The organism is Sphingomonas sp. BL-S-28, assembly GCF_055521515.1.
This window is the reverse complement of record NZ_CM145483.1, coordinates 1,613,845-1,634,565: the sequence shown is the minus strand read 5'-3', so window position 1 is coordinate 1,634,565 and position 20,721 is coordinate 1,613,845. Positions and strand designations below refer to the sequence as shown.

The following is a 20,721-nucleotide window of genomic DNA, read 5'->3' as shown; positions in this document are numbered from 1 at the left end:
TAGGCTCCAGACTGGCGGCGAAATGCCCTCTCGCACCTGCCGTCCGGTCAGTTAGCCGACATCTTCCCGCCATCGACGACGAGCGTGTCACCGGTGTGGTATGCTGCCATGTCGCTCGCCAGATAGACCACGGCGCCTTCCAGGTCGGCCGGGGTTCCAGCCCTTGCGATCGGCGCTTTGGATGCGACGATATCGGCGATCCTTCGGCCGATCTCCGGGTCCGCGAACGTCATTTCCGTTTCGATGAAGCCGGGCGCTATGACATTGCAGCGCACACCGAAGTGGCCCAGTTCCGCTGCCAGCGCCTTGGCAAGCGCGTTGAGCGCCCCCTTCGCAATGCCGTAGTGCGCCATTGTCGGCACACCCTGGAAGATCGAGCCGCTTCCGCAAATGATCAGGGAGCCCCCGGGGTCACCGGCCTCGGCGCGAGCCTGCATGTGGCGTGCGCCTTCGCGCAGCGTGAAGACAGCGCCGTCGAGATTGATGTCGATGAGCTGGCGATACCGTGTGACGTCCATCTGGGTGAAAGGCACCTGGGTTGCGACACCTGCATTGGCGACGAGCGTGTCGATCCGCCCCATGGCTTCGAGGGCGCGTGAGAATCCGGAAACGATGGCCGGCTCGCTGGCAACATCCACACTGTCCGCAAAGACCCGGACACCGTAGGCGCGCAGGGCCGCAGCCGCCTCCTCGTTCTTGTCTTGCCGGCGTCCCCAGATCACGATGTCGCTGCCTGCACGGGCAAGCCCCCGCGCGAAGCCGAAGCCAAGGCCGGAATTTGCCCCTGTGACCAGTGCCACTTTGCCGCTGAGGTCGAACAGGTTCTCCGGCACGCTCTATCTCCCAGTGACCGCTTTGAAGTCTGGCCCGCTCGGCGAAAGATTGCCCGTTGCGGCCTTCACATCAACAATCGGAACTTTCGTAGCCCTGCCAAAGCCATCGCCAAACGGCCTTAGTGCATCAGACCATCCCGGAACTGCCGCGGGGTCACTCCGGTCGCCTTGCGAAATGCGGCGGAGAACGCCGCGGGACTATCGAAACCGCATTCCCACGCGATGACCTTGATAGCCAACTCGGTCTGGCTGAGCCGCTCCTTGGCTCTGAAGATTTTGCGCTCGGTGACGTAGCTGGTGAGCGTTTCGCCCGTGGCAGCTCGGAACGATCGGAAGAAGTGACGCGTGGAAAGACCGCAATCTTTTGCCATTTCGGCAATTGAGGGCGGCTTTCCGGGCATTTCGATCCGCTCGTTAATTCGCTCCATTTGGCGGCGCGAGAGTGCGCTGCGCGCGCTTCGACCCCCCGAATTCAGCCGCAAATACCGCTGCAACTCTATGGCCGCCTCGAGCCACATTGCCTGCACCAGCAATTCGCTGCAAAACCCGGGCTGTGCAATTTCGCCCGCAATACGCCTCAGAGCTGCGCGCACCGCCGCGCTGCGAACATCGAGCAATGCCAAACCCACATCGGCTGTTGGACGGCGCGCCTCCGCGAGATCGAAACCGGCTCCGTCAAATCCGCAACAGATGGATTTCTGTTCACCGTCACCCCAGCGCGTATGCAACCTGCTTCCCTCAGGAACGAAGATAATTTCGCCCAGCGCTCCCTCCCCGCCGCTTTCAAAGCCGCCACGCGGACGGCCTGGCCGCGGCGACAAGGCAAGATCCAGAAACCCGCGATGCGAAGTGAAGATGCCTTCCTGCCGCCCGAAAAAACGGTAGCGATGGAGTTCCATCACCACGCCAGGAAGTTCGATGCGTCCTTCGATCCTGCACTCCATCTCCGGAGTGGCTGGCAGGTCGTAGATTTGTGAAACAGTGTCCATCAAACTCTCCCAGGCGCCCTTTCCCGAAATCCGCCGCGCACGGCGATTGGCGTTATGAAGCAGGATTTGGCAGAGCTGCGATGCCCGATCACCTTGCCTAGGACAGGGTCCATCTCCTTAAATGCGGCAAAGGCCAAGGGAGAGTGACATGGTCGATTCCGCTCAGAAGAGGGCAACGCACCCCAACTTTATAGATATCGCCGACCTTCATCACCCCGTGCTCGACGAAATCCAGAAGCAGGTGCTCGCCGGCGCCGAAGCTGCCGCTGCGCATATTGTGTTCGAGCCGCAGGTCATTCTGGCAGCCGCCATGGCGCAGACGGGCCTTTCGGATTTCGGCGCCCAGGACTTTCAGGAACGTCTGGCGGTCTGGTGCCAGTCCATCGACGAGGACGAAAACGCCTCTGCCGTGACACGGGCAAATCTGTTCCAGATGATGATCCGCTATGCAGCAACACGTCTGCGCGTCGAGGATATCGTGAAGCGACACCCCGAGATTCTCGAAATACCGATCGAGAGGCCGATCATTGTTGCCGGCCTTCCAAGGTCCGGTACGACGCACTTGCTGGGGCTGCTTGCGGCAGATCGCCGGTTCCGTTCCCTGCCCTGGTGGGAAGCAATCGCGCCCGTAGCAGCGCCCGATGAAACGCCCACGCCCCACGATTCCAACCCGCGCTGGACAAAGGCCGAAGAAGGCTGGCGAACGATGGAATCCATCCTGCCTTACATGGCTATCATGCACGAGTTCTCGCCCGATCACATCAGCGAGGACATCGAGCTGCAGGCTGTCGATTTCTCCTCCTACCTCATAGAATGGCTTGCCCTCGTGCCACGCTGGCGCGACTACTATCTCAGTCACGATCAATCCGGAACATACGCCTATTTGCGCAAATGCCTCCAAGTCTTGACGTTCCTCAAGGGGCCCGATCGGTGGGTCATCAAGTGTCCGCAGCACATGGAGCAGTTGCCGGCCCTCTACAAGACATTCCCGGACGCGACCTTTGTGCTCACCCACCGCGATCCCGTCGGCTCGATCCGTTCGCAGCTCACGATGTACACTTACGCTGCCCGCATGCTGCGCAAGACCGTCGATATCGCGGAACCGCTCAGCTATTGGCCAGATCGATACCAGAGGTTGCTACAGGCCTGCGTCAGGGACCGCGATGTCCTGCCAGCGGACCAGACAATCGATGTCTATTTCGATGAATGGACGAAAGCACCGGATCGGATACTCAAGGAGATTTATCGCATCGCAGGCGTTGAGCTGACGGATGAAGCGCTGGCTGAGCTCCATCGCTATCACGCCGAGCACGGGGAACAATCCAAAGGAAAGATCGTCTACGATCTGGAACGAGATTTCCTTGTCACAGCCGAAGAACTGCGCCGGCCGTTCGGGTTCTATTTCGACCGCTTCGATGTCACCGCTGAAGTGGCATGACTTCCTCCGCGACCTGTCTTTCGGCAGGTCGAGAGACGGGGCTGGCTCGCTAACAGTCATACATCGACCAGACTTCCGCAGAGGAACCACATGCCTGAATTGAATGTCATTACCCGTGACGGCGCGCAGCAGACGATCGCGGCTTCCGCAAATGCATCGGTAATGGAAGCCATTCGCGATTCCGGCCTCGACGAACTTCTGGCCCTGTGCGGCGGCTGCTGTTCCTGCGCAACATGCCATGTCTATGTCGATCCGTCGTTTGCAGCGACGCTGCCGCCGGTGACCGAGGACGAAAGCGACTTGCTGGATGGCTCTCCGCATCGCAACGACAGTTCACGACTGTCGTGTCAACTCATGATGACGGATGCATTGTCCGGTCTTACCGTGACAATCGCACCCGAGGACTGATAAAATCCTTAGACCGAATAGAGAGAGGAAAGACGTGGCCTGGAAAGAATCAATTCGCGAACAACTGGACGTGTCCGCATCCCCGTTGCTCACCGATGCCCAGAAGAAGATGGTCAAGCATTGGACCGACCTTCAGGAAACCCTGAACGCGGGCGATTTCGATGGCATGGATCGCTTTTTCCATGCCGACTTTCGGTATGGAAACCCCAACCGGCCGGATCTTGGCACTTACGATCAGTGGAAGACCTCGCCGGTTGCATTGTACAAGACCTTCTTCCCCGCCGCCTACAAGACCATCGACGCGGTGGGCAAAGGCGATGACGAGATCTGGATCTATGCTACCCACTACTGCAAGCACGTTGGCGGTCCGTACATGGGCGTGCAACCGACCGGCAACGAGTTTCAGGTGAACTGGTTCTCGATCGTCAAGTTCAAGGACGAAAAGATTGTCAGCATCTTTAGTATTTCAGACGTCCTTTCGATGCTCAAGGACATTGGCGTGATCGACGTGCCGCAGCCAGTAGACCCTTACAAGTGATTTGCGCTTGCTCCCGGCGTGTCGTTCAGGCGACCGGCGGGAGCAAGGCCGCCAGCAGAAACGTCGCCAAATGGGCTGCCTGCTGATCTGCGTGGTCTGCATCAACCTCCTGCCCGGCGCCCAGTCGTTGCTGCATCGGCACCGCGCAGAAATAGTATCCCACCCCCTGCACAAGCAGAGCCATAAGGGCAGCCGTCGAAAGTCCGTGAACGGGCCGTTGGCGGCGCACAGCATCGAGAAGATCGTCCAGCCTGCGCTGGAAGGGTCTCACGAAGTGCTCGACGATGTGGTCCAGTCGCCAGGTTGAGCGGCAACCTTCGACATTGGTAAGGGCGACGATGTCCCCGTTTCGCGCCGCCCACAAGCAGAACCGCTCCACAAGATGCCGCAGACGCACTTCGGCGTCGGCCTGTTCGTCGAAAGCAATTTCAACGAAAGGAGAGGCCTGAGCCATCCGCCAATCAACCGCACGAACCCACAGATCCTCCTTTCGGCCGAAACGGACATTCAAGAGATTGTGGCTGACGCCGAGTCGCTTCGAGAGGTCGCGCAACGTCGTTGCCTCGTATCCGCGCTCTGCAAAGGTGGCAAACGCAAGCCCCAGAAGCTTGTCCTCGTCCAGAGCCTGGTCGGCATTCTGGGCGGGACGGCCGCGGGCGCGCTGAGGTCTATCGAGCATCTGAAAGGCCATATTCAAAAGTCATTGACTTATAAATTGTCACGCGTCAATTTAATCAAAAGGGAGAGTGGATAGACACTATGAGTCTCGAGAATGATCTCTGGTGGGCGGTGGCCCGGTCCGAGGAAGTGACCTCCCAGAAGCCGCTGTCGGTCGATATTGGCGATCAGCCGCTCGTACTGTGGCGGGATAATCAGGGCATTGCGCGCGCGCTCGAGGATCGCTGCCCGCACCGCAGGGCTCCCCTCTCGCTCGGGTGCATCCGCGACAATGGCTGGATTCAATGCGGCTATCACGGATGGAGCTATGATGGCGAGACCGGGCGCCTGAAGGAAATCCCGAACATGAAGGACCAGCAGAAGTTTCCGCCGGTCTACAAGGCCAACGCGTTCGGCGTGTATGAACAGGGCGGCTTTGTGCGCGTGTGCCTGAACCCGAAGGCGACGGTTCCACTGATAGCCGAGGACAAGTATAACTACTGCGGCACTGCAAACGTGAGCTGCAGCCATCAGGAATATCTCAACGCCCTCTATGACGATCCCAGCCTGATCCTCAAGATCAGGGGCGTCCGCTTCACCCCCTATCTCATGTCGGAACTCCATGAAGAGGACGGCATGCTGGTGATGGAGCGCAATTGTCAGTGGAGCACGCCGCACTGGCCATCCCACTTTGTGGCAGAGTTTCCGTTGACACTGCTCACGCGGACTCATCCGCAGACCGGCCAAACCACACTCATCCTGCGCGACGATCAATTCAACGAGCTAATGCGCGCGGTGCTTTGTCCCGTTCCCTCGGCACGGGGCGTTACGGCTATACGCTGGAGATCTGCACTGGGTGTGCGGCAACCTGGCCTTCACGGTGCAATTCTGCGCGGAATCAATCCGCTTTCGGTGCTGTCGTCGGTCGACGGATCCAGGCTGCGCGCGACGAAACCCACTGCCTCGCTGCACGGCGAGGACCTGCGTAGCGCAATGCTCGAACCGACACCGCTCGTACGCGACAAGACGGAAGCGGCCTGAAGGAGAAACTGGAGATGCTTGAAGTCGCTGATCGTTCCGCCGAACACGACGGAAGTCCCCCTTCCGCCCCCGGCGCCGGTAACGGCCAGATCGCGCTGAATGCGATCAACCGCTGGGTGCCGCACAATATTGTCATGCGCGACACGTGGTTTCCAGTCGCGCACAATTATTCCGTGACGGCAAAGCCCGTCCGACGCGCAGTCTACTCGCATCCGGTGTTTCTCTGGCGCGAAAATGGCTCTGTCATCGCCAGTGAATTCCATCCGAACGAGCGGATAGCGCGCGACAAGAGCGAATATACCGACGCCCGCGGGTGCTATCCGGTGATGGAGCACTATGGCGTCGTTTGGGTCTGGTTCGGCAATCCGCTCGCAGCCGATCCGGTACACCTTCCAAGCCTGCCGTTCCTGCCGCCGGACGGCGGACTTCCCCGGCACATGACCGCGACGGTACGCTTTGAAAGCGCTGCACCGATCAGCCTCGAAAACCTGATCGATCTGACGCACGCCGATTTCCTGCATGCCGACGTCGTGGGGGATGAGCGTTCGGACAGCGAGACGGTGGAAACCTTCTACGACAGCGAAACGGTCACCATGGTTCGCACCTGCGTGAATAAATCGGTCGCACCGGTCATGAAGTTTTTCAGCGGCATCAGGCAACCGACGCAAAACGTACGTCAGGTCATCCGCATCTACCTGCGTTCGCACTGTGCGATCGCCTATGGCCGGTTCAGCCCAGGCGACGATGTGCCTTTGTTCCATCCCTGTACGCCCGAAACGCGGGATCGCACGCGCATGGAAATGGTGATGAACACGACCAATGCCGGGCTCATGTTCCGGCATGTCATGCCGAAAGCCGGCTACAAGGTTTCGCGCCAAGACAGCTACATGACCTCTCCCCAAAGTCCGCGCTACATGCGTCATACGGACCGCAAGGACCTCCACAGCAAGTTCGATCAGGCTGGCCAGCGCTACCGCATGGCGATGATGGAGTTGGCCGATCGGCAAGCCAACGGCGATTTCGCCTATCGCGACAACGTCAGCGCGGATTGCAGCGAGATCATCGGACTTCGCAAAGAACTATTCCGGTTCTGACCTGACCTCTCCCCTTGGGCGGACAGCAATGTCCGCCCTTTTTTTATCTTCGGAGTAATCATGCCCGAGCTTGTCAATGCCGTCGGCGCGGAGCGCCGCTGGTGGGGTGTCATGCCCACTCTTTCCGCCCCGATCATGGCTGGCATTGGTCAGCAAATGGAGCAGGTCGGCTTCGAAGGCTGCTTCTCTCTGCAGATCTACGGCCCACCGTTCATTCCGATGACGGCGACTGCCGCACTAACCAGTAGCCTCAAGGTCGGCACTGGCGTGGCTATCGTTGGCACGCGCAGTCCGCTCGAAACGGCCTATGCGGCGATGGACGTTGACCGAATCTCCGAAGGGCGCTTCGTGCTGGGCCTTGGCTCCAGCATCAAGAGCTGCGTGACCGGCATGTACGGAGAGCCGGAACGTAAGTTGTTGACGCACCTGCGCGAGAGCGTCGGCGTCATCCGCTACGTGATCGCCAATGCGCATAAAGGCCTAGATCCGATCAATGGCGAATACTTCACCGCAGATTTCGAAGAAATGATGCTAACCCCCCCGCCTGTCCGCGAGCGAATTCCGATCTGGATAGCCGCGCTCCAGGACAAGATGACCGCGCTGGCTCTCGAAGTCGGCGACGGGCTCATGGTGCACGCCCTTTGGTCTGCGGCCTACACCAAGAGCAAGCTGCCCTTCATAAATGAAATACTGGCAAAGCACGGGCGCAGCCGCCTGGATGTCGAGATTAACGCGTGGCCATGGATCGCGGTCAACGCAAACAAACAGCAGGCGATCGACGACAGCCGGGCTACTGTTGCCGCTTATTCCGGCTACAAGGAATATGAGCCGTTCTTCGAGGCAATCGGCTTTGGAGATCAGGCACGGGCCTGCCAACTCAGCCTCGGCGAACATGGAGACATTGCAAAAGTAGTCGGCAATGTGTCAGACGAGATGGTCGAAGCTTTCGTCAGCTGCGGGCCGATCGACGAGGTTCTTGAAAAGATTGAGCCTTTCTGGGAGGTGGTCGACTCGCTTTGCCCGATGACGCCTTATCGGGATCTCACATTGGAGCAGTTGACCGAGTATAATTCGGGTCTCTTTCAATTGGTCGCAGCCGCGAAGGCACGTGCTGGCACGGCCATTCCCGCGCCAGCCTGATCGGGTCAGCGAATTGCACCATTTTCCAATAAAGAATGCCAAGGGTTCGCGTGGGGAGGAAGGACAGCATCCACGCACGCCCGTGCAGGCAGTGATAAAACCACTCGTAGTACGTAAGGATGCGGCGCTGCCTCCCTGCCATCACCTTCTTCTCAATCCAGAGCGTCAGATCGGCCCGTTTCGTCAAGATCGAGCGCGGATTGCCGTTTTCCGGCCGCGGCGAACCGGGGGATTTTAGGGACGCAAAGCGTACTTTCGATGCTAACAATCGGAATGGGTATCCCGCCTGCCAATGCCTCTTTCAAACATGACCGACAGCGACCAGATTAAGACAGATCACCCCCGTTCGATCGAACTCGACCACCAGTCCAGCTTGGTCGCCTCCTCGGACAGGCGAAATCGTACCTGCTTGCATGCGAGGGTCACCTCGTCGTGGGCTGCTGACAACCCGCCGAATGTGCATCGGATCATCTCGTCCATATAGGCATGCGGATCGCTTATTCCGCGAACGAGGCGCCGCCGGGCTTCGACAGTCATACCGACGATGAGGTCTACAGCGGCATCCGCCGACGTGAACATAATCTGCCCGCCATCCCTCGCAGCCTCAAGCGCATCGCGAACCATGAGGTCAAAGGCCCGCTCGCGCGCAAAATAATCCACAAAGTCGATGCGGCAGGTAAAGCCCCCCCACCGCGGATCGTGGAGCGCCCGGAGCAGCACCATCATTGCACCGCCCACCGCCCGCACCAGTGGATCAGTAACATCCCAGAACAGGCGGCGATAATCGGCGATCATGCCCACCGTCATCGCCTCTGCCAATTCCGCGACCACCGCATCGACGGAATCGAAATACTTGTAGAAACTCCCCCGCGAGACATCCGCCAGCTTGATCACGTCATCGATGAGGACATGCTGCGCGGCCTGGCCTGGCTGGTAGAGTTCAAGTACCGCTTCAAGCAGCCTCTGCCGCATCCGGTCGCGCCGCAGCGCTGCTGCCTTGCTGCGCGGATCCGGCTCTTGAAGGTGGGTGACAACGGAGGACATGCCGTCCTATTGCATGGGGTGGAAATAGCGCGCAAGCAGGCTGCCATCATCACCGAACACATACTGCTCGATGCTGTATGCGGTGACGGCGTGCCCCTGATATTCCCCTTCGTTGCGGACGTAGATTACGGCTTCGTTTCCGCTGACCTTCACATCCTCCACGAACAATTTCCAACCCGCATATTCACGGCATAGCGCTTCCAGCTTGTCCCATCCTTCCTGGATTGGACCTGTGGCGGGATCCTGCACCTTGAATCCTCCGGGCGCGATAGCCCTGAAGGCCGACAAAAAGTCATCAAGCCGCCCGGCGTTGAACATTTCAGCCTGCTCTTTGAGGAAGTTCGCGATTGCCTGCGGTGTTGGAATGGGCATCGTTTTCTCTCCTGTAGTAAGCGGAATTATCGGTCGTTTGAAAGGACAGGCACCGGCCCGATGTCGGGAATGAGGCGGATGTTCGACGCACGGCCCGTGATTGCCCGCCCGTAAAGCTCGAGGGACAAATGGCTATTGAGCGCGTTGTGACGTGTGCCCACGCTGAGGTCGCGCCAGAAGCGCTGCAACGGATTGGACAACGCGAAGGCACCCGGTCCGGCGACGTCCATCAGCCGCTCGCCTGCGCCACGCAGCAGTTCCATGGCATAACCACAGTCCGCCTGGATCCGCGCCTTGTCGTATCCTGTCAGGACCCGTTGCTGTGCCGCCTCGTCAAGCATCGCGGCAGCTTGACGGACATGCAGCCACGCCGAGTCTATTTCCATTGCCGCCCGTCCTGTCATTCCGATCAGGGCTTCGGAGGCAGTCTGAGTGGTAAACGTCCAGCCTACGACCGGCCGCCGGTCCATCTCCTCAACCACGTGCTCCAGCATCGCCATTGCTGCGCCGAGCATCGGCGCCAACACGCCCAACGGGAACAATGGCTCCATCGGCCAACGGTCCCGCGCTTCGAGACCTTCCATCGCGAGCAACACTTCTGCTGGAGGCGAATCCCTGGGATTCAGCATCAACTCTTCCGGCACGAACAGGTTTTCTGCAACGATCATGTTGCTCCCCGAGCCGGCCATACCTGCAACATGCCAATTGTCCTCGATGGAACATGCCGGATCATTAAGGTCCAGGAAGGCCATGGCTGGCTGCGCGCCACCCGGCGTATCAAGCATGACGCCGTTCAGCGCCCAATCGGCGTGAAGGCATCCGGAACCGTATCCCCACTGCCCCGAGACGCGATATCCCCCGGGGACCGCCGTCGCCTTGCCACTGGGCGCCGATGCGCTGCAGAACAGTTCACCCCCATGACGAAAGAGCAGCTCTGTCATCGACGGCCCCAATCCAAGAGCAGTACCGGTTATGCCGCTCAGCAAACCGTAGGCCCAGCCGGTGCCGGGGCAGGCGCGAGCGAGCTCCGCCACCGTTTCAATATGGGTGATCAGTTTATGCCCCGGCCCTCCGGCTCGCCGGGGTGCAGTAATGTGAAACAAGCCGGAGGCGCGCAAAGCCTCCATTACGGGTGCGACGATCCGGCGTTCCTTTTCGCATTGGGCGGCATGCGCTGCGAGCAATGGGCGTAATGCGCGAGCAGCGATTACAGGATTCTCGACGCGGGCAACACTCGATTTGCCCTCACCAAATGTGCCGATCCTCATCTTCGCCTCCTATAATGACATTTTCGTCATTATTTGATTGGCGGACGATTTGCAAACTGCCTTCTCATGAGGGGGCCCAAAATTATCACCTGCATGACTATGACGAGGAGAAGAAAGACATTCGATCAAACGCGAAGGACCAGTGCCGCAACCGGTCGAAAGCGGGGCAAAGCGAAGCTCTGCCGGGTGTTGGTCACTGATTACAATCTGCTTGTTTCGGAATAAGATGGTTCGAACTGAAACCGAGACCATTATGGGCTTCGCCCCCTCCGAAGATAGGGATCGAAACAGGATTGATCTCTATAGCTCCCGCAGTCTGCCCGCTCTTCGCAGCGGGAAATATCTACGCGCCGCGCAAGTATGCCGGACGCAAGTGGGAGGCGATACATGCAAAGTACACTAGTCCGCATCGTTGCGGGGACCGGCCTATGTGCGATGAACGTTGTTCCTGTTCACGCTTGGGCCGCCGATACCCCGCCCTCGCCCGAACAGTCCGCCGAGGCGCAGCCTTCTATCGCCCCGTCGCTAACCGGCGAAATCGTCGTGACGGCGCGGCGGCGTGACGAACGGCTCCAGGACGTGCCTGTGTCGGTCGTAGCCTTCTCCAACACTGCCCTAGAACGCAGCAGCGTCCAAACGATTGCCGATATTCGAACTATCTCGCCAGGTCTTACGTTCAGTTCGGAAGGCGGTAAGGACAACACTTCGGTGTCACTGCGCGGGATCGGGCAGATTCCGACCGGCGAAGTCACGCCCGGTGTGGTGACCTATTTCGCGAATGTGCCCCTTGCCTCTCTCGGCTCGAACGTGCCGACCTTTGATATCGGCAACATCCAGGTCCTCAAGGGACCGCAGGGCACCTTGTTCGGCCGCAACACCCTTGGCGGCGCGGTACTGATTTCCCCGCAATCTCCTGGCCAGGACTTTGGTGGGTATCTGCAGGGGACTTACGGCAACTACGATTATCGCGAGATTCAGGGCGCCCTGAATGTCCCGGTCATCGAGAATGTCCTTGCCATCCGCGTTGCAGGACAGCTCAGAAGACGCGATCCGATGATTTATTCAATCAACAGCGGCGACGGGTTCAACGACGTTCACCAGGACAGTGCGCGCGCTTCGGTTCTGTTTACCCCCGCTGACTGGCTGAAGAGCACAACGATTTTCGACTACTTCAAAGCCAGGGAATCAGCTTCGGGGTATTATTTGCTCCGCCAGAACTTCAGCTTTACAGACCTGTTCGCCCCGTCCGTCGGCCCAGCAGCAGGGGCACTGATCGGCGGTTCTCTCGATGCCCAGACAGCGCAGTATCTCGCACTGCAGAAGCAGAACTTCTACGGCGCTTTCGCCGACGATTCGGGATCCGGCCGTGCCAATCGTCGCAACTGGGGCATTTCAAACGACACGTCCGCAATTTTCGGCCAATTCACGCTGCGAAACATTTTCGGTTATCGCAAGAATCGCAGCGACCAGTTGATCAACACGGCTGCACTCGGACCGATGTATCTGCCGGGCGCGGCACTGGGCAGTCCGAATGACGTCCCGTTCACGGTATTCCATGCGGCTGCGTTGATTCAGCGCCAGTATCTGACCGACGAGGTGCAGTTCCTAGGCAACTTCGACAGGTTCAATTTCATTGTCGGCGGCTTCTACAGCCATGACACGCCCGATGGTCCCTCTGGATCGACATTCGCCGCATTCACCACGCCAGGAACACCGGCTGCCGTGGTCACCGCCAACGTCAGGAACACCAACTATGCAGCGTTCGGGCAAATCTCCTACAAACTGACGAACACCGTTACGCTCAACGCCGGCCTGCGCTACAGCTGGGACCGGGTGTCGGCTTGCGGGGGCGCCATCGGAACTTCTTATGCGGAGGATTCAACCTGCCGGTCGCTTGCAGAGCTCAATCTTCCGGACGGCATTGGCGTGGTCTCCAATCGCGGCTCCGCCCCAAGCTGGACCATTGGCGCGGATTGGAAGGCCTCGCCTGATCTTCTGCTGTATGTGGTGAGCCGTCGCGGCTACCGCGGTGTCAATGTCAACACGCCTCTATTCGAAACGCGCTTCACGACAGGGGGAACCGACCCTGCTTGCGGGTCCGGCTCGGGTCAGTGCGTCGATTTGCGGCCATTCCAGAAAACCGGAAAAGAAACACTTACCGATATCGAGATCGGCGAGAAATGGACTTTCAACATCGCCGGTGCCCACGGCCATATCAATACGGCTGCCTATTACAGCAAGTACAAGAACGCGTTGCAATTTCTGAATGCACAAACACTGATTCCCGCTTCCGCCCCGGACAGTCCGACTAACGGCTCGTTCGGCGTGAATGCGGCAGACCTGTCGATTTATGGCGTGGAACTGGATGCTGCCGTCAGCCCCAGCAGAAATCTGACGGTAGCCTTCAACGGCGCCTACACGCATATGAGGGTCGACAAGCTCACGCTGCCCGACGTGGAGGGAATTTCCTTCAGCTCCTCGGACGTAAACAAGTATGCCCCCACCTTTTCGGGAACTTTCAGCGCGAACTGGACTTTACCTGTCCGTCCGGCGGACGGCGATATGGTGTTGAGCGGCGACCTGTTCATGACTGCGGACTTCGGTGGTCAATACGGCGAAAAGCTGCCAGGCTACAATCTCGTCAACATGCGCCTGGACTGGGAGAACATCGCTCACACTGGCGTCGATCTCAGCTTCTTCGTCCGCAATCTGACCAAGGAGCGATATTTCGCGGCTGCGGATGTCCTGCTCAAGAGCTTCCCGGTCAATTCGGTAGCTGTAGGCGATCCGCGCACTTACGGGGTCGTTGCCAAGGTCCAGTTCTGAATTCAAACCGGCTCCGCGTTAACCGCGGAGCCGATCGGGCATTCTAGTACGGAGCGGTCAGTCTGCGACTGGCCGCTCCGTTTTCATTGGTGTGCGGTCGCTTGCATATCCATCACATCGCCGAAATATGGAGTGTGGTGGCAGATTCCGCCATCGACCGAGAAGACTTGGCCCGTGACGAATGCCGAAAGATCCGAGGCAAGGAACAGCACGGCCCCGGCGACATCGTCGGGCACGCTTTCTCGCGGCAGCAGCACATGCCGCTGGATCATGCGCAGTTGTTCTGCAGGCATCATCTCGCGCGCCTGCGGTGTAAGAACCAAACCGGGCATCACTGCGTTGCAGCGAATGTTCTGGCGGCCCAACTGGACGGCAGTGTTACGCGTAAGACTGTTCACCGCTCCTTTCGAAGAAGAATAGGCCGGGTTGAAGACATCCCCCAGGATGGAAACGCCTGTGCTTGTATTGATGATCGACCCACCGCCCGCGGCGATCATGTGAGGTGCGACGTGCTTGATCATCAGCATCGTGCCGCGCGTGTTGACACGAAACGCTGCGTCCCAAACCGCTGCGTCCATATCAACCAAAGCGCCGTCGGCCGCCATCTGGTTGACGGCGGTGTTGGCGGCATTGTTGTGCAGGACATCGATCCGTCCATGAGCAGTGATCACTGCGTAGACCAATGCAGCGATACTCGGCTCTTCTGCAAGATCGAGTGGACATGCCATTGCCTCCCCACCGGCGGCGCAGATGCTCTTCGCCACGCGCTCTGCTCCCGCCAGATTAATGTCTGCCAGAATCACTTTGGCGCCTTCGGAGGCGAGCTTGCGAGCGCATGCTTCCCCGATATTGGATCCCGAACCGGTAACGACAGCGATTTTTCCCTGAACCAGTCCCATCCTCACTCTCCCAGCAGGATCTTCCAGGTCCCAAGTTCCTCGCCCGCAACGAAGAACCGTTCGTTCATGGGCAATCCGTTCTGTCCCCAGGAGTCGTGGTTGGCGACCCACGCCTGAATTCCATACATCACCCAGAGGCGTGTCTGCTCCCAGACCTCCTCGAAGCGGGGAATCCCGGAGACGCCGGTCGCGGTCAGATATGATAGATATTGCTTTAGCAGATCCTTGTGATGGACGCGCCGCTCATCGATGGTCAACGATCCGACAAGGAAATAGGTTAGATCGCGCCAGGGACGTCCACGCCTGACAAGTTGCCAATCCAACCACAGCCTTTCCCCGCCGGGAAGAATATAGGTGTTACCCTGGTGGCAGTCCCCCAGCGCGATGCAATAGGGCGCGTCGTAGGCGCGCTCAAGCTCGCCCAGACGGTCGAAGGCGCGCTCGACGCGGCGCGGATCATCAAGGTAATGCTTTGGCGCGATCGCGCGGAAATTCGGATCTTTCAGGTTGTCGTCGATCCACTGCCACATGATGCGGACCTGGTCGCTGTCGACCGGAGTATCCATCTGGGTCTGCAACCAGGGCGCCTCGGCCTTGGAGATCTTCTCGCTTCCCCAGAGACTGGCATGAAGGCGAGCAAGGCCCTCGAGATTGGAGGCGATCATGTCGACGCCGGAGTGCTGCGTGCTGTGACCGAAGTGACCGCCGCGATCGTTGAGATCTTCCAGAACGAGCAGGCCGTGGGCGCTCCCGTCATCGTCCCAATCGGCGTAATAGCATTCCGCGGTGGGAACCTTCATTTCCTTTGCGAGGAAATGATAGAAACGGGCTTCGACGGCATGGATATCGACATTGTCGAAGCTGCCCGACCAGTTGGCCTTCAGGCACAGGTTCGCGGGAAGCCCAGCTGCCAGCCCCGCCTCGTTCCAATCTACTTTCACGCGCCACTTGGTCGTGTGACTGTTCAGCAGTTGGACCGTTTCCATACTGCGTGCCGCGACGCCGGGATACTTGTTGGCCATGATCGATCCCAGCCACGCGGCATCGATCCCCTCCATAGAGATCGGCAGATGACCGGTTCGCGAGGGATAGGGACGAGGGACGCAATCAGGATCGACGGTCGCACTGCGATATTGCGGTTGGGCTTGTGGGTCCATCGAACTCTCCTGGTGTGTTTTGGTGTTACAGCGTCGCGCAATCCGGCGAAAATCCTCGAGGGGGTGTGCCGGCATTGCGGATCGATATTGCGTTGCACTGGGGATACCCAGCATCGCAGGCACACCTGCAACGCAACCTGCCCGAAGAGAGGGGCGACACCAGCCTTCGACGGACACTTTGGAAAGGGCTTTTTGGCAGCACTTTCCGCAGTTTCGGTTCAGAGGAAGAACGCCCCTCGATCGCGATGCATGGGCGCTCCCGGCCGGCACGGAGCAAGACAATGGATTCAGAGACCAGGGTTCGCGCTTTTCAGGCGCTCCTCCATGCGACCAATCTCGACTTGTCCGCTTTGCGCGCAGCTCTCGCCGCCGGCGCTACCTTTCAATCGGTCTTACCGGCTATGCCGCTGCGCCGGGGTGTGGATGCGATATGCGCGGAACTGGTAGATCGAAACGCGCTCTACGACGAGTGCGACAGTGACATCCGCGAAGTCGCCACGAACGGGACCACCGTCTTCATGGAAAGTATCGATACAGCCCGCATTATTGCGGATGGACAGCGCACAACAACGCATGTGGTGGCGGTGTTCGATCTGGACGACAAGGGGCGGATCTGGTTCTGGCGTGAATATCGGGACATTCTCAACTGTAGGACCCGGTTGGGCATGCACGGTGCGTCGATGCCGCAGAACCTGTGCGCCGAACTTTCCGGTCTTGCCCGTTAGGGTGTTCAGCGGACGAACGTCATCGCGTTGCTGCGCACTCACCCAGGATAGCCGTGAATACCGTCAGCCAGCCGATACGGCGCGGAGGAGCAGCCTGCTCTACCGATTTACCCCCGGCAACGCAAAGGACGCGGTCCCCGCCCGAACGGGATATGCCGCGTACCAGACTTGACAACTACGATGCGAGCGCCAGCTCCTGCGCCATCGCATTGCCGGCTATAAAGCCGGTCACCATGGCAGGACCGACATTGCACCCATGTGCAGGCGACTTGCCGCGCCAGATCGAATTTGCATCCAACCCGGCTGCATAAAGACCGGGAACAGGTTCCCCATCTGCCCCCACCACGCGAAACTGGTCGTCGACCTTGAGACCTACGGTCGTGGAGCCATCACCGGGGTAGATCTTGATCGCATAGAACGGAGCCCGCTCGACGCGCCCCAGGCAAGGATTGGGCTTGTTCCGGGGATCGCCGATCTCGATGTCGATCTGCGTCTCTCCCTTTCCGAAGTCGGTGTCATGACCAGTTTCCGCATAGCGGTTGATCTTGGCCACACTGGCGACAAGGCCATCAGGGTTTACGCCGATTTTCTCCGCGAGTTCGCGGAGACTGCGCCCCTCGGTGACATAGCCCGCCGCGATAAGCCTCTTGAGACCGCCGCCACCGGGATAGACCATGCCCATACCGTACTTCTTGATGAAATCGGCATCACAGATGATGTGGGCCGGAACCGCTCCGTCACGGTGCATCGCTTCGACGAAATGCACCGATGCTTCATTACCGAAGCGCTCGCCCTTGGCATTGACCGCGATGCATCCCGGCTTCGACATGTCGATGAGGTGGGCATAGCGTGCCACATATCCGTCGGGCCGCGTGAGCATCGAGACCACGGCCCATACCGCATTGACCAGATTTTCCCCGGCGAGCGCGGCGCCTGCCTCCAATCCCATGTTCATGCCGTCGCCCGTGTTTTCGTAAGGGAGGATCGAGACATGGTGTTCGGCAAAGGGGATATAGGCCTTACGAAGCTGCTCGCTGGCGGAAAATCCGCCCGATGCCAGCAGAACTCCCAACCTTGCCTCGATCTCTTCCTCTCCTACACGAACACCGGTCACCCGGCCGGATTGGACCAACAATTGATCGACCGCTGCATCTTTTCGCAGCGTAATCCCTGCGTCGAGCGCCGAGCGAAGAAGGCGGGCTGCCAGTGCATTGCCCATCGTGAGACGTGTTCCGCGAGGATAGCGGCGAAGCTTGTCCAACCCGAATTTGGCAGCCAGCTTGCCGAAGTGCACAAGCGATTTCGCCGAAGGCATTTGCGCAAGATAGGGCAGATCGAACAGGTCGATCATGAATCCTCCCGGCGCGTTGAACTCTTCCCGCGCGGGCCTCAGCTGCGCGAAGTGTTCGCCCAGTTTCTTGCCGTCATATTCCTTTGGAGCGAGCAAACGACCGTGATCGGCTGCGCCGCGCACTTCGGGATACCAATCGCTGCTGGGCGGCGACAGCAGAAATTCCACCCTGCTGTTTTTTTCCAGCCACTCCACCATCCGCGGCCCTGCATCGAGGTAGGCATCGATGAGTGCCGGCTCGGCCGAGGGACCTATAACATTCAGGACATATTGCCGCGCCCTGTCCTTGCTGTCGTCGACGCCCGCAGCCCGCGCCTGCGGGCTTGCCGGAACCCAGATACCGCCGCCCGAGATCGAGGTCGTGCCCCCAAAATGCGATGCCTTCTCGAGAACAATCACCGACTTTCCGGCCGCGGCCGCACGCAGCGCGGCTGTCAAGCCCGCGGCGCCCGATCCGACTACGACCACATCGTACTGGGTCATTGCTACCTCCCGCTTTTCAATTTGGATGGAACGGCGGTTCACAATACTCGTCGTTCCCACGGCGCAGTTCAGATTTTCGGCATGATTTCCTGCGCGACCCATTGCAGCCGCTCGATGTATTCATCCATCCCACCGATCCCTGGCGGCAGGGGAACGATCGTTTCATTGACGCCCAGGTCGTGGAGCCATCCGATCTGGTCGATGATCTTCTGCGCGTCGCGGGTTCCGGGCGCGCGCGGATCATCCATGATTTCGTGATGTGCACCGACATTGAGCATTTCGAGCGCGAAGAACAAATCGATAGGCCGTCCGTCATATTCAGGCTGGGACCGGATGAAATCCAGGCACTCCGGGAATTTTTCGGGCGGCGTCCTGAATGGAGACCAACCGTCGCCAAACTTGGCCACGCGCTTGAGAACAGCTTCTGCGTCGCCGCCAAACCAGATCGGCAGGCCCGGCTTTTGGACCGGTTTCGGCGCGAACCCGACATTGCTGAATTTCACGAACTCGCCGTCGAATTCCGGATTGTCAGCGGTCCACAGCTCGATGATCGCAGCCACGTACTCGTCGGCCATTCGTCCCCGGTTATGGAAATCCACTCCCAGCATGTCGAACTCTTCCTTTAGCCATCCCACGCCGAAGAGCGCGGTCGCCCGCCCACCGCTCAACCAGTCGAGCGTAGACCATGCCTTGGCCTGGACGATCGGGTTTTGGAGGGGCAGGATTGTGACTGAAGAGCTCACTTTCATCCGTGAGGTTCGGCCGGCAAGGAATGCGAGAGCCACTGTCCCATGAACGTAATGGTCGCCGGACAGTTCTATGTGCTCACGGGGAATTATGAAATGCTCGCCCAGCATGCACTTGTTGAAGCCGAGATCGTCCGCAATTTTCAGCGCATGCCCTATATCGTCACCGGTCAGGGCATGCTCCCAGGGCTGGGTCATCGCAGCCACGTGCATGCTGTTGGGCACACTGACGTTCAGTTTCATCTGCTGTCCTCTCACGATGTCGGGCGGATAGTGAAGCGCGGCAGCGTGCTCGCACCTTTCCTTAGGAAGGAGAGCGCGCGACGACTGTTCACGCGGCTAACGCTATGAGCCTTCGGGACACTGCGTCTTGGAGATCGGCCGTCGTATCGAGATCGAATCCCAGCCCGCCGGTTTCGACGATCGCGGCCCCGGGAAATTGTGCCCGGTGGCGTGCGAGACTGCCAGGACCAAAGGCGAAAGTGAAAGAACCGCGGTCCGCAAGGGCGATTGCATTGGTGCCTCTGCCATGCCTATCGGGGGCGAATGCGCGTCCCGACTCTTGCGCCGCGGCAACCAAAGCCTCCACATCTGCGGCGACCAAGGCAGGCAGATCGGCGTGGATAACGAGAAGCGGCCGGCGATCAAAATGTTCGCGGATCCTGTTGAGTTCGCCATTAAGGCCAAGACCGCCATCACGCAGCCATTGCACAGGCCAATCATCCAGGCCGACAGGAGCCAGCACGAAAGTGGATCCGATTGCCTCTATCCCGGACAGGCAGCCGACGACGTGCGCCGCCATTGTACAGGCCAACGCCTGCCGCTTTGTCGAACTCAAGCTGTCTGCCAGTCGCGACTTCGTCTCCGCACCTTGTTTCCAGGGAACCACAGCGATCCAGTTTCTCATCGAACACGTCCTGCGGCGGAGCCGATTTCAATCACCAAGGAGCGCGGAGTTGTCCCGCTCATGCAAACAGGTCTTCCCGCCTAGGGCGTACCAGTTCGGCGGCTTTGCGCGGCGTCCCGTCAAGACGGCATCCACGGACGAGAACAGCTGGTATGCCTTCCGCCCCTTCACCCGACACCAGGCCAGCGGCACTGGCTATCATGTCCGCCAGAGCCACCTGAGTGACTTCCAAAGGACGGTCGTCGCGATCGAGTTCGCCGCGACGGTCGTGGAGGGCCGGCAGGCCCGCTGCGCCGATGGCGACACAGACCACGCCAAGGCGCCAAGGCCTTCCGAAGCTATCCGAGATCACTACGGGAACACCGAGCGCGCTGTGCAAATTCGCCGCTGTTGCGTCAGGGTCCAGGGGAAGCAACAACGCTCGAGCTCCCTGCGAAGGCCCGATGTTGGAACGATCGATCCCCGCATTGGCCATGACGTGACCCAATTTGTGCCGCGTGATCAGCACTTCGGGAACCGCTCGCACAATCTCACTCGATTCGTCGAGCACGAGTTGAACCATGCGCGGATCCTTGCGCGTCAATTGGGACAATTCGCGGGCCGGCTCGCCCGGTTCGACTTCCTCCAGATTGACCTGCCGTCCCTCAGCCTTCGAGACAATCTTCTGCGTTACCACGAGTACGTCCCCATCGCGCAGCGGCGATGCGCATCGTTCGATGGCGTCCCCAAGTATCGCAGCTAGGTCGTCGCCAACCCCGATTTCGCCAATACCGCCTAGTTCCACTATTTCGATCATTATCGCAGC

20 protein-coding genes are annotated in these 20,721 nt (G+C 59.5%); 8 read left to right on the top strand and 12 right to left on the bottom strand.

Annotated features, from left to right (window positions below; all coding sequences use genetic code 11):
• Positions 1-47 precede the first annotated feature (47 nt).
• Together ACZ1JC_RS06915 and ACZ1JC_RS06910 are read right to left on the bottom strand one after the other, a co-directional pair.
• Positions 48-833: an SDR family NAD(P)-dependent oxidoreductase gene (locus ACZ1JC_RS06915; RefSeq protein ID WP_465138674.1), complete on the bottom strand. Its 786-nt coding sequence runs from the start codon at positions 831-833 to the stop codon at positions 48-50.
• Between the two features lie 119 nt (positions 834-952).
• Complete coding sequence (locus ACZ1JC_RS06910) at positions 953-1,822, bottom strand: helix-turn-helix transcriptional regulator (protein WP_465138675.1); 870 nt, start codon at positions 1,820-1,822, stop codon at positions 953-955.
• 148 nt (positions 1,823-1,970) lie between these two features.
• Between ACZ1JC_RS06910 and ACZ1JC_RS06905 the strand changes: the two genes are divergently transcribed.
• The 3 genes from ACZ1JC_RS06905 (at position 1,971) to ACZ1JC_RS06895 (ending at position 4,206) form a co-directional block, all read left to right on the top strand.
• Positions 1,971-3,260, top strand: coding sequence for a sulfotransferase family protein (locus ACZ1JC_RS06905; protein ID WP_465138676.1), 1,290 nt, complete (start codon positions 1,971-1,973; stop codon positions 3,258-3,260).
• Positions 3,261-3,350: 90 nt separating this feature from the next.
• Positions 3,351-3,668, top strand: coding sequence for a 2Fe-2S iron-sulfur cluster-binding protein (locus ACZ1JC_RS06900; RefSeq protein WP_465138677.1), 318 nt, complete (start codon positions 3,351-3,353; stop codon positions 3,666-3,668).
• Between the two features lie 34 nt (positions 3,669-3,702).
• Positions 3,703-4,206 carry an ester cyclase gene (locus ACZ1JC_RS06895; protein WP_465138678.1) on the top strand — a complete coding sequence of 168 codons (504 nt, stop codon included), beginning with the start codon at positions 3,703-3,705 and terminating at the stop codon, positions 4,204-4,206.
• A gap of 25 nt (positions 4,207-4,231) precedes the next feature.
• Here the strand turns inward: ACZ1JC_RS06895 and ACZ1JC_RS06890 are convergent, their stop codons facing one another.
• On the bottom strand, positions 4,232-4,897 hold the full coding sequence (locus tag ACZ1JC_RS06890) for a TetR/AcrR family transcriptional regulator (RefSeq protein WP_465138679.1): 666 nt from the start codon (positions 4,895-4,897) through the stop codon (positions 4,232-4,234).
• Between the two features lie 68 nt (positions 4,898-4,965).
• On the opposite strand from ACZ1JC_RS06890, the gene ACZ1JC_RS06885 reads away from it, so the two are divergent.
• From ACZ1JC_RS06885 to ACZ1JC_RS06875, 3 genes are read left to right on the top strand one after another with little or no spacing between them, the layout of a single operon-like run.
• Positions 4,966-5,904, top strand: a complete 939-nt coding sequence (locus ACZ1JC_RS06885) for a Rieske 2Fe-2S domain-containing protein (RefSeq protein WP_465138680.1) — start codon at positions 4,966-4,968, stop codon at positions 5,902-5,904.
• Between the two features lie 14 nt (positions 5,905-5,918).
• Positions 5,919-6,998 carry an aromatic ring-hydroxylating dioxygenase subunit alpha gene (locus tag ACZ1JC_RS06880; RefSeq protein ID WP_465138681.1) on the top strand — a complete coding sequence of 360 codons (1,080 nt, stop codon included), beginning with the start codon at positions 5,919-5,921 and terminating at the stop codon, positions 6,996-6,998.
• 60 nt (positions 6,999-7,058) lie between these two features.
• Positions 7,059-8,138 (top strand): LLM class flavin-dependent oxidoreductase, encoded by a 1,080-nt coding sequence (locus ACZ1JC_RS06875; protein WP_465138682.1) that lies wholly within the window; start codon positions 7,059-7,061, stop codon positions 8,136-8,138.
• Positions 8,139-8,474: 336 nt separating this feature from the next.
• Here the strand turns inward: ACZ1JC_RS06875 and ACZ1JC_RS06870 are convergent, their stop codons facing one another.
• Genes ACZ1JC_RS06870 through ACZ1JC_RS06860 form a run of 3 tightly spaced genes read right to left on the bottom strand, consistent with a single transcriptional unit; the run spans position 8,475 to position 10,822 of the window.
• Entirely contained in the window at positions 8,475-9,182 is a 708-nt protein-coding gene (locus tag ACZ1JC_RS06870) for a TetR/AcrR family transcriptional regulator (RefSeq protein ID WP_465138683.1), read from the bottom strand.
• 6 nt (positions 9,183-9,188) lie between these two features.
• Positions 9,189-9,554, bottom strand: coding sequence for a hypothetical protein (locus ACZ1JC_RS06865; RefSeq protein ID WP_465138684.1), 366 nt, complete (start codon positions 9,552-9,554; stop codon positions 9,189-9,191).
• Between the two features lie 26 nt (positions 9,555-9,580).
• A complete protein-coding gene (locus tag ACZ1JC_RS06860) occupies positions 9,581-10,822 on the bottom strand; it encodes an acyl-CoA dehydrogenase family protein (RefSeq protein ID WP_465138685.1) in 1,242 nt (413 codons plus the stop codon).
• A gap of 387 nt (positions 10,823-11,209) precedes the next feature.
• Between ACZ1JC_RS06860 and ACZ1JC_RS06855 the strand changes: the two genes are divergently transcribed.
• Positions 11,210-13,648, top strand: coding sequence for a TonB-dependent receptor (locus ACZ1JC_RS06855; protein WP_465138686.1), 2,439 nt, complete (start codon positions 11,210-11,212; stop codon positions 13,646-13,648).
• A gap of 83 nt (positions 13,649-13,731) precedes the next feature.
• Here the strand turns inward: ACZ1JC_RS06855 and ACZ1JC_RS06850 are convergent, their stop codons facing one another.
• Positions 13,732-14,547, bottom strand: a complete 816-nt coding sequence (locus tag ACZ1JC_RS06850; RefSeq protein WP_465138687.1) for an SDR family NAD(P)-dependent oxidoreductase — start codon at positions 14,545-14,547, stop codon at positions 13,732-13,734.
• Positions 14,548-14,549: 2 nt separating this feature from the next.
• Complete coding sequence (locus ACZ1JC_RS06845) at positions 14,550-15,704, bottom strand: oxidoreductase family protein (RefSeq protein WP_465138688.1); 1,155 nt, start codon at positions 15,702-15,704, stop codon at positions 14,550-14,552.
• Positions 15,705-15,985: 281 nt separating this feature from the next.
• On the opposite strand from ACZ1JC_RS06845, the gene ACZ1JC_RS06840 reads away from it, so the two are divergent.
• On the top strand, positions 15,986-16,429 hold the full coding sequence (locus ACZ1JC_RS06840; protein WP_465138689.1) for a nuclear transport factor 2 family protein: 444 nt from the start codon (positions 15,986-15,988) through the stop codon (positions 16,427-16,429).
• 175 nt (positions 16,430-16,604) lie between these two features.
• On the opposite strand, the gene ACZ1JC_RS06835 is transcribed toward ACZ1JC_RS06840, so the two are convergent.
• The 4 genes from ACZ1JC_RS06835 to cofE form a co-directional block, all read right to left on the bottom strand.
• The gene (locus ACZ1JC_RS06835; protein WP_465138690.1) at positions 16,605-18,263 is read right to left on the bottom strand and encodes an FAD-dependent oxidoreductase; all 1,659 of its coding nucleotides are present in this window, start codon (positions 18,261-18,263) and stop codon (positions 16,605-16,607) included.
• A gap of 68 nt (positions 18,264-18,331) precedes the next feature.
• Positions 18,332-19,252 carry a TIGR03619 family F420-dependent LLM class oxidoreductase gene (locus ACZ1JC_RS06830; RefSeq protein ID WP_465138691.1) on the bottom strand — a complete coding sequence of 307 codons (921 nt, stop codon included), beginning with the start codon at positions 19,250-19,252 and terminating at the stop codon, positions 18,332-18,334.
• Positions 19,253-19,340: 88 nt separating this feature from the next.
• Positions 19,341-19,916 carry a 2-phospho-L-lactate guanylyltransferase gene (gene cofC / locus ACZ1JC_RS06825; protein ID WP_465138692.1) on the bottom strand — a complete coding sequence of 192 codons (576 nt, stop codon included), beginning with the start codon at positions 19,914-19,916 and terminating at the stop codon, positions 19,341-19,343.
• Positions 19,917-19,974: 58 nt separating this feature from the next.
• Positions 19,975-20,712 (bottom strand): coenzyme F420-0:L-glutamate ligase, encoded by a 738-nt coding sequence (cofE, locus tag ACZ1JC_RS06820; RefSeq protein WP_465138693.1) that lies wholly within the window; start codon positions 20,710-20,712, stop codon positions 19,975-19,977.
• Positions 20,713-20,721: the final 9 nt, after the last annotated feature.

What these genes read in the sequence shown, in the direction of transcription:
- ACZ1JC_RS06850 (WP_465138687.1), bottom strand. Translation starts at nt 14,547, where the DNA reads ATGGGACTGGTTCAGGGAAAAATCGCTGTCGTTACCGGTTCGGGATCC.
- ACZ1JC_RS06865 (WP_465138684.1), bottom strand. Translation starts at nt 9,554, where the DNA reads ATGCCCATTCCAACACCGCAGGCAATCGCGAACTTCCTCAAAGAGCAG.
- ACZ1JC_RS06845 (WP_465138688.1), bottom strand. Translation starts at nt 15,704, where the DNA reads ATGGACCCACAAGCCCAACCGCAATATCGCAGTGCGACCGTCGATCCT.
- ACZ1JC_RS06905 (WP_465138676.1), top strand. Translation starts at nt 1,971, where the DNA reads ATGGTCGATTCCGCTCAGAAGAGGGCAACGCACCCCAACTTTATAGAT.
- ACZ1JC_RS06855 (WP_465138686.1), top strand. Translation starts at nt 11,210, where the DNA reads ATGCAAAGTACACTAGTCCGCATCGTTGCGGGGACCGGCCTATGTGCG.
- ACZ1JC_RS06860 (WP_465138685.1), bottom strand. Translation starts at nt 10,822, where the DNA reads ATGAGGATCGGCACATTTGGTGAGGGCAAATCGAGTGTTGCCCGCGTC.
- ACZ1JC_RS06880 (WP_465138681.1), top strand. Translation starts at nt 5,919, where the DNA reads ATGCTTGAAGTCGCTGATCGTTCCGCCGAACACGACGGAAGTCCCCCT.
- ACZ1JC_RS06900 (WP_465138677.1), top strand. Translation starts at nt 3,351, where the DNA reads ATGCCTGAATTGAATGTCATTACCCGTGACGGCGCGCAGCAGACGATC.
- cofC (WP_465138692.1), bottom strand. Translation starts at nt 19,916, where the DNA reads ATGAGAAACTGGATCGCTGTGGTTCCCTGGAAACAAGGTGCGGAGACG.
- ACZ1JC_RS06875 (WP_465138682.1), top strand. Translation starts at nt 7,059, where the DNA reads ATGCCCGAGCTTGTCAATGCCGTCGGCGCGGAGCGCCGCTGGTGGGGT.
- cofE (WP_465138693.1), bottom strand. Translation starts at nt 20,712, where the DNA reads ATGATCGAAATAGTGGAACTAGGCGGTATTGGCGAAATCGGGGTTGGC.
- ACZ1JC_RS06890 (WP_465138679.1), bottom strand. Translation starts at nt 4,897, where the DNA reads ATGGCCTTTCAGATGCTCGATAGACCTCAGCGCGCCCGCGGCCGTCCC.
- ACZ1JC_RS06885 (WP_465138680.1), top strand. Translation starts at nt 4,966, where the DNA reads ATGAGTCTCGAGAATGATCTCTGGTGGGCGGTGGCCCGGTCCGAGGAA.
- ACZ1JC_RS06830 (WP_465138691.1), bottom strand. Translation starts at nt 19,252, where the DNA reads ATGAAACTGAACGTCAGTGTGCCCAACAGCATGCACGTGGCTGCGATG.
- ACZ1JC_RS06840 (WP_465138689.1), top strand. Translation starts at nt 15,986, where the DNA reads ATGGATTCAGAGACCAGGGTTCGCGCTTTTCAGGCGCTCCTCCATGCG.
- ACZ1JC_RS06870 (WP_465138683.1), bottom strand. Translation starts at nt 9,182, where the DNA reads ATGTCCTCCGTTGTCACCCACCTTCAAGAGCCGGATCCGCGCAGCAAG.
- ACZ1JC_RS06910 (WP_465138675.1), bottom strand. Translation starts at nt 1,822, where the DNA reads ATGGACACTGTTTCACAAATCTACGACCTGCCAGCCACTCCGGAGATG.
- ACZ1JC_RS06835 (WP_465138690.1), bottom strand. Translation starts at nt 18,263, where the DNA reads ATGACCCAGTACGATGTGGTCGTAGTCGGATCGGGCGCCGCGGGCTTG.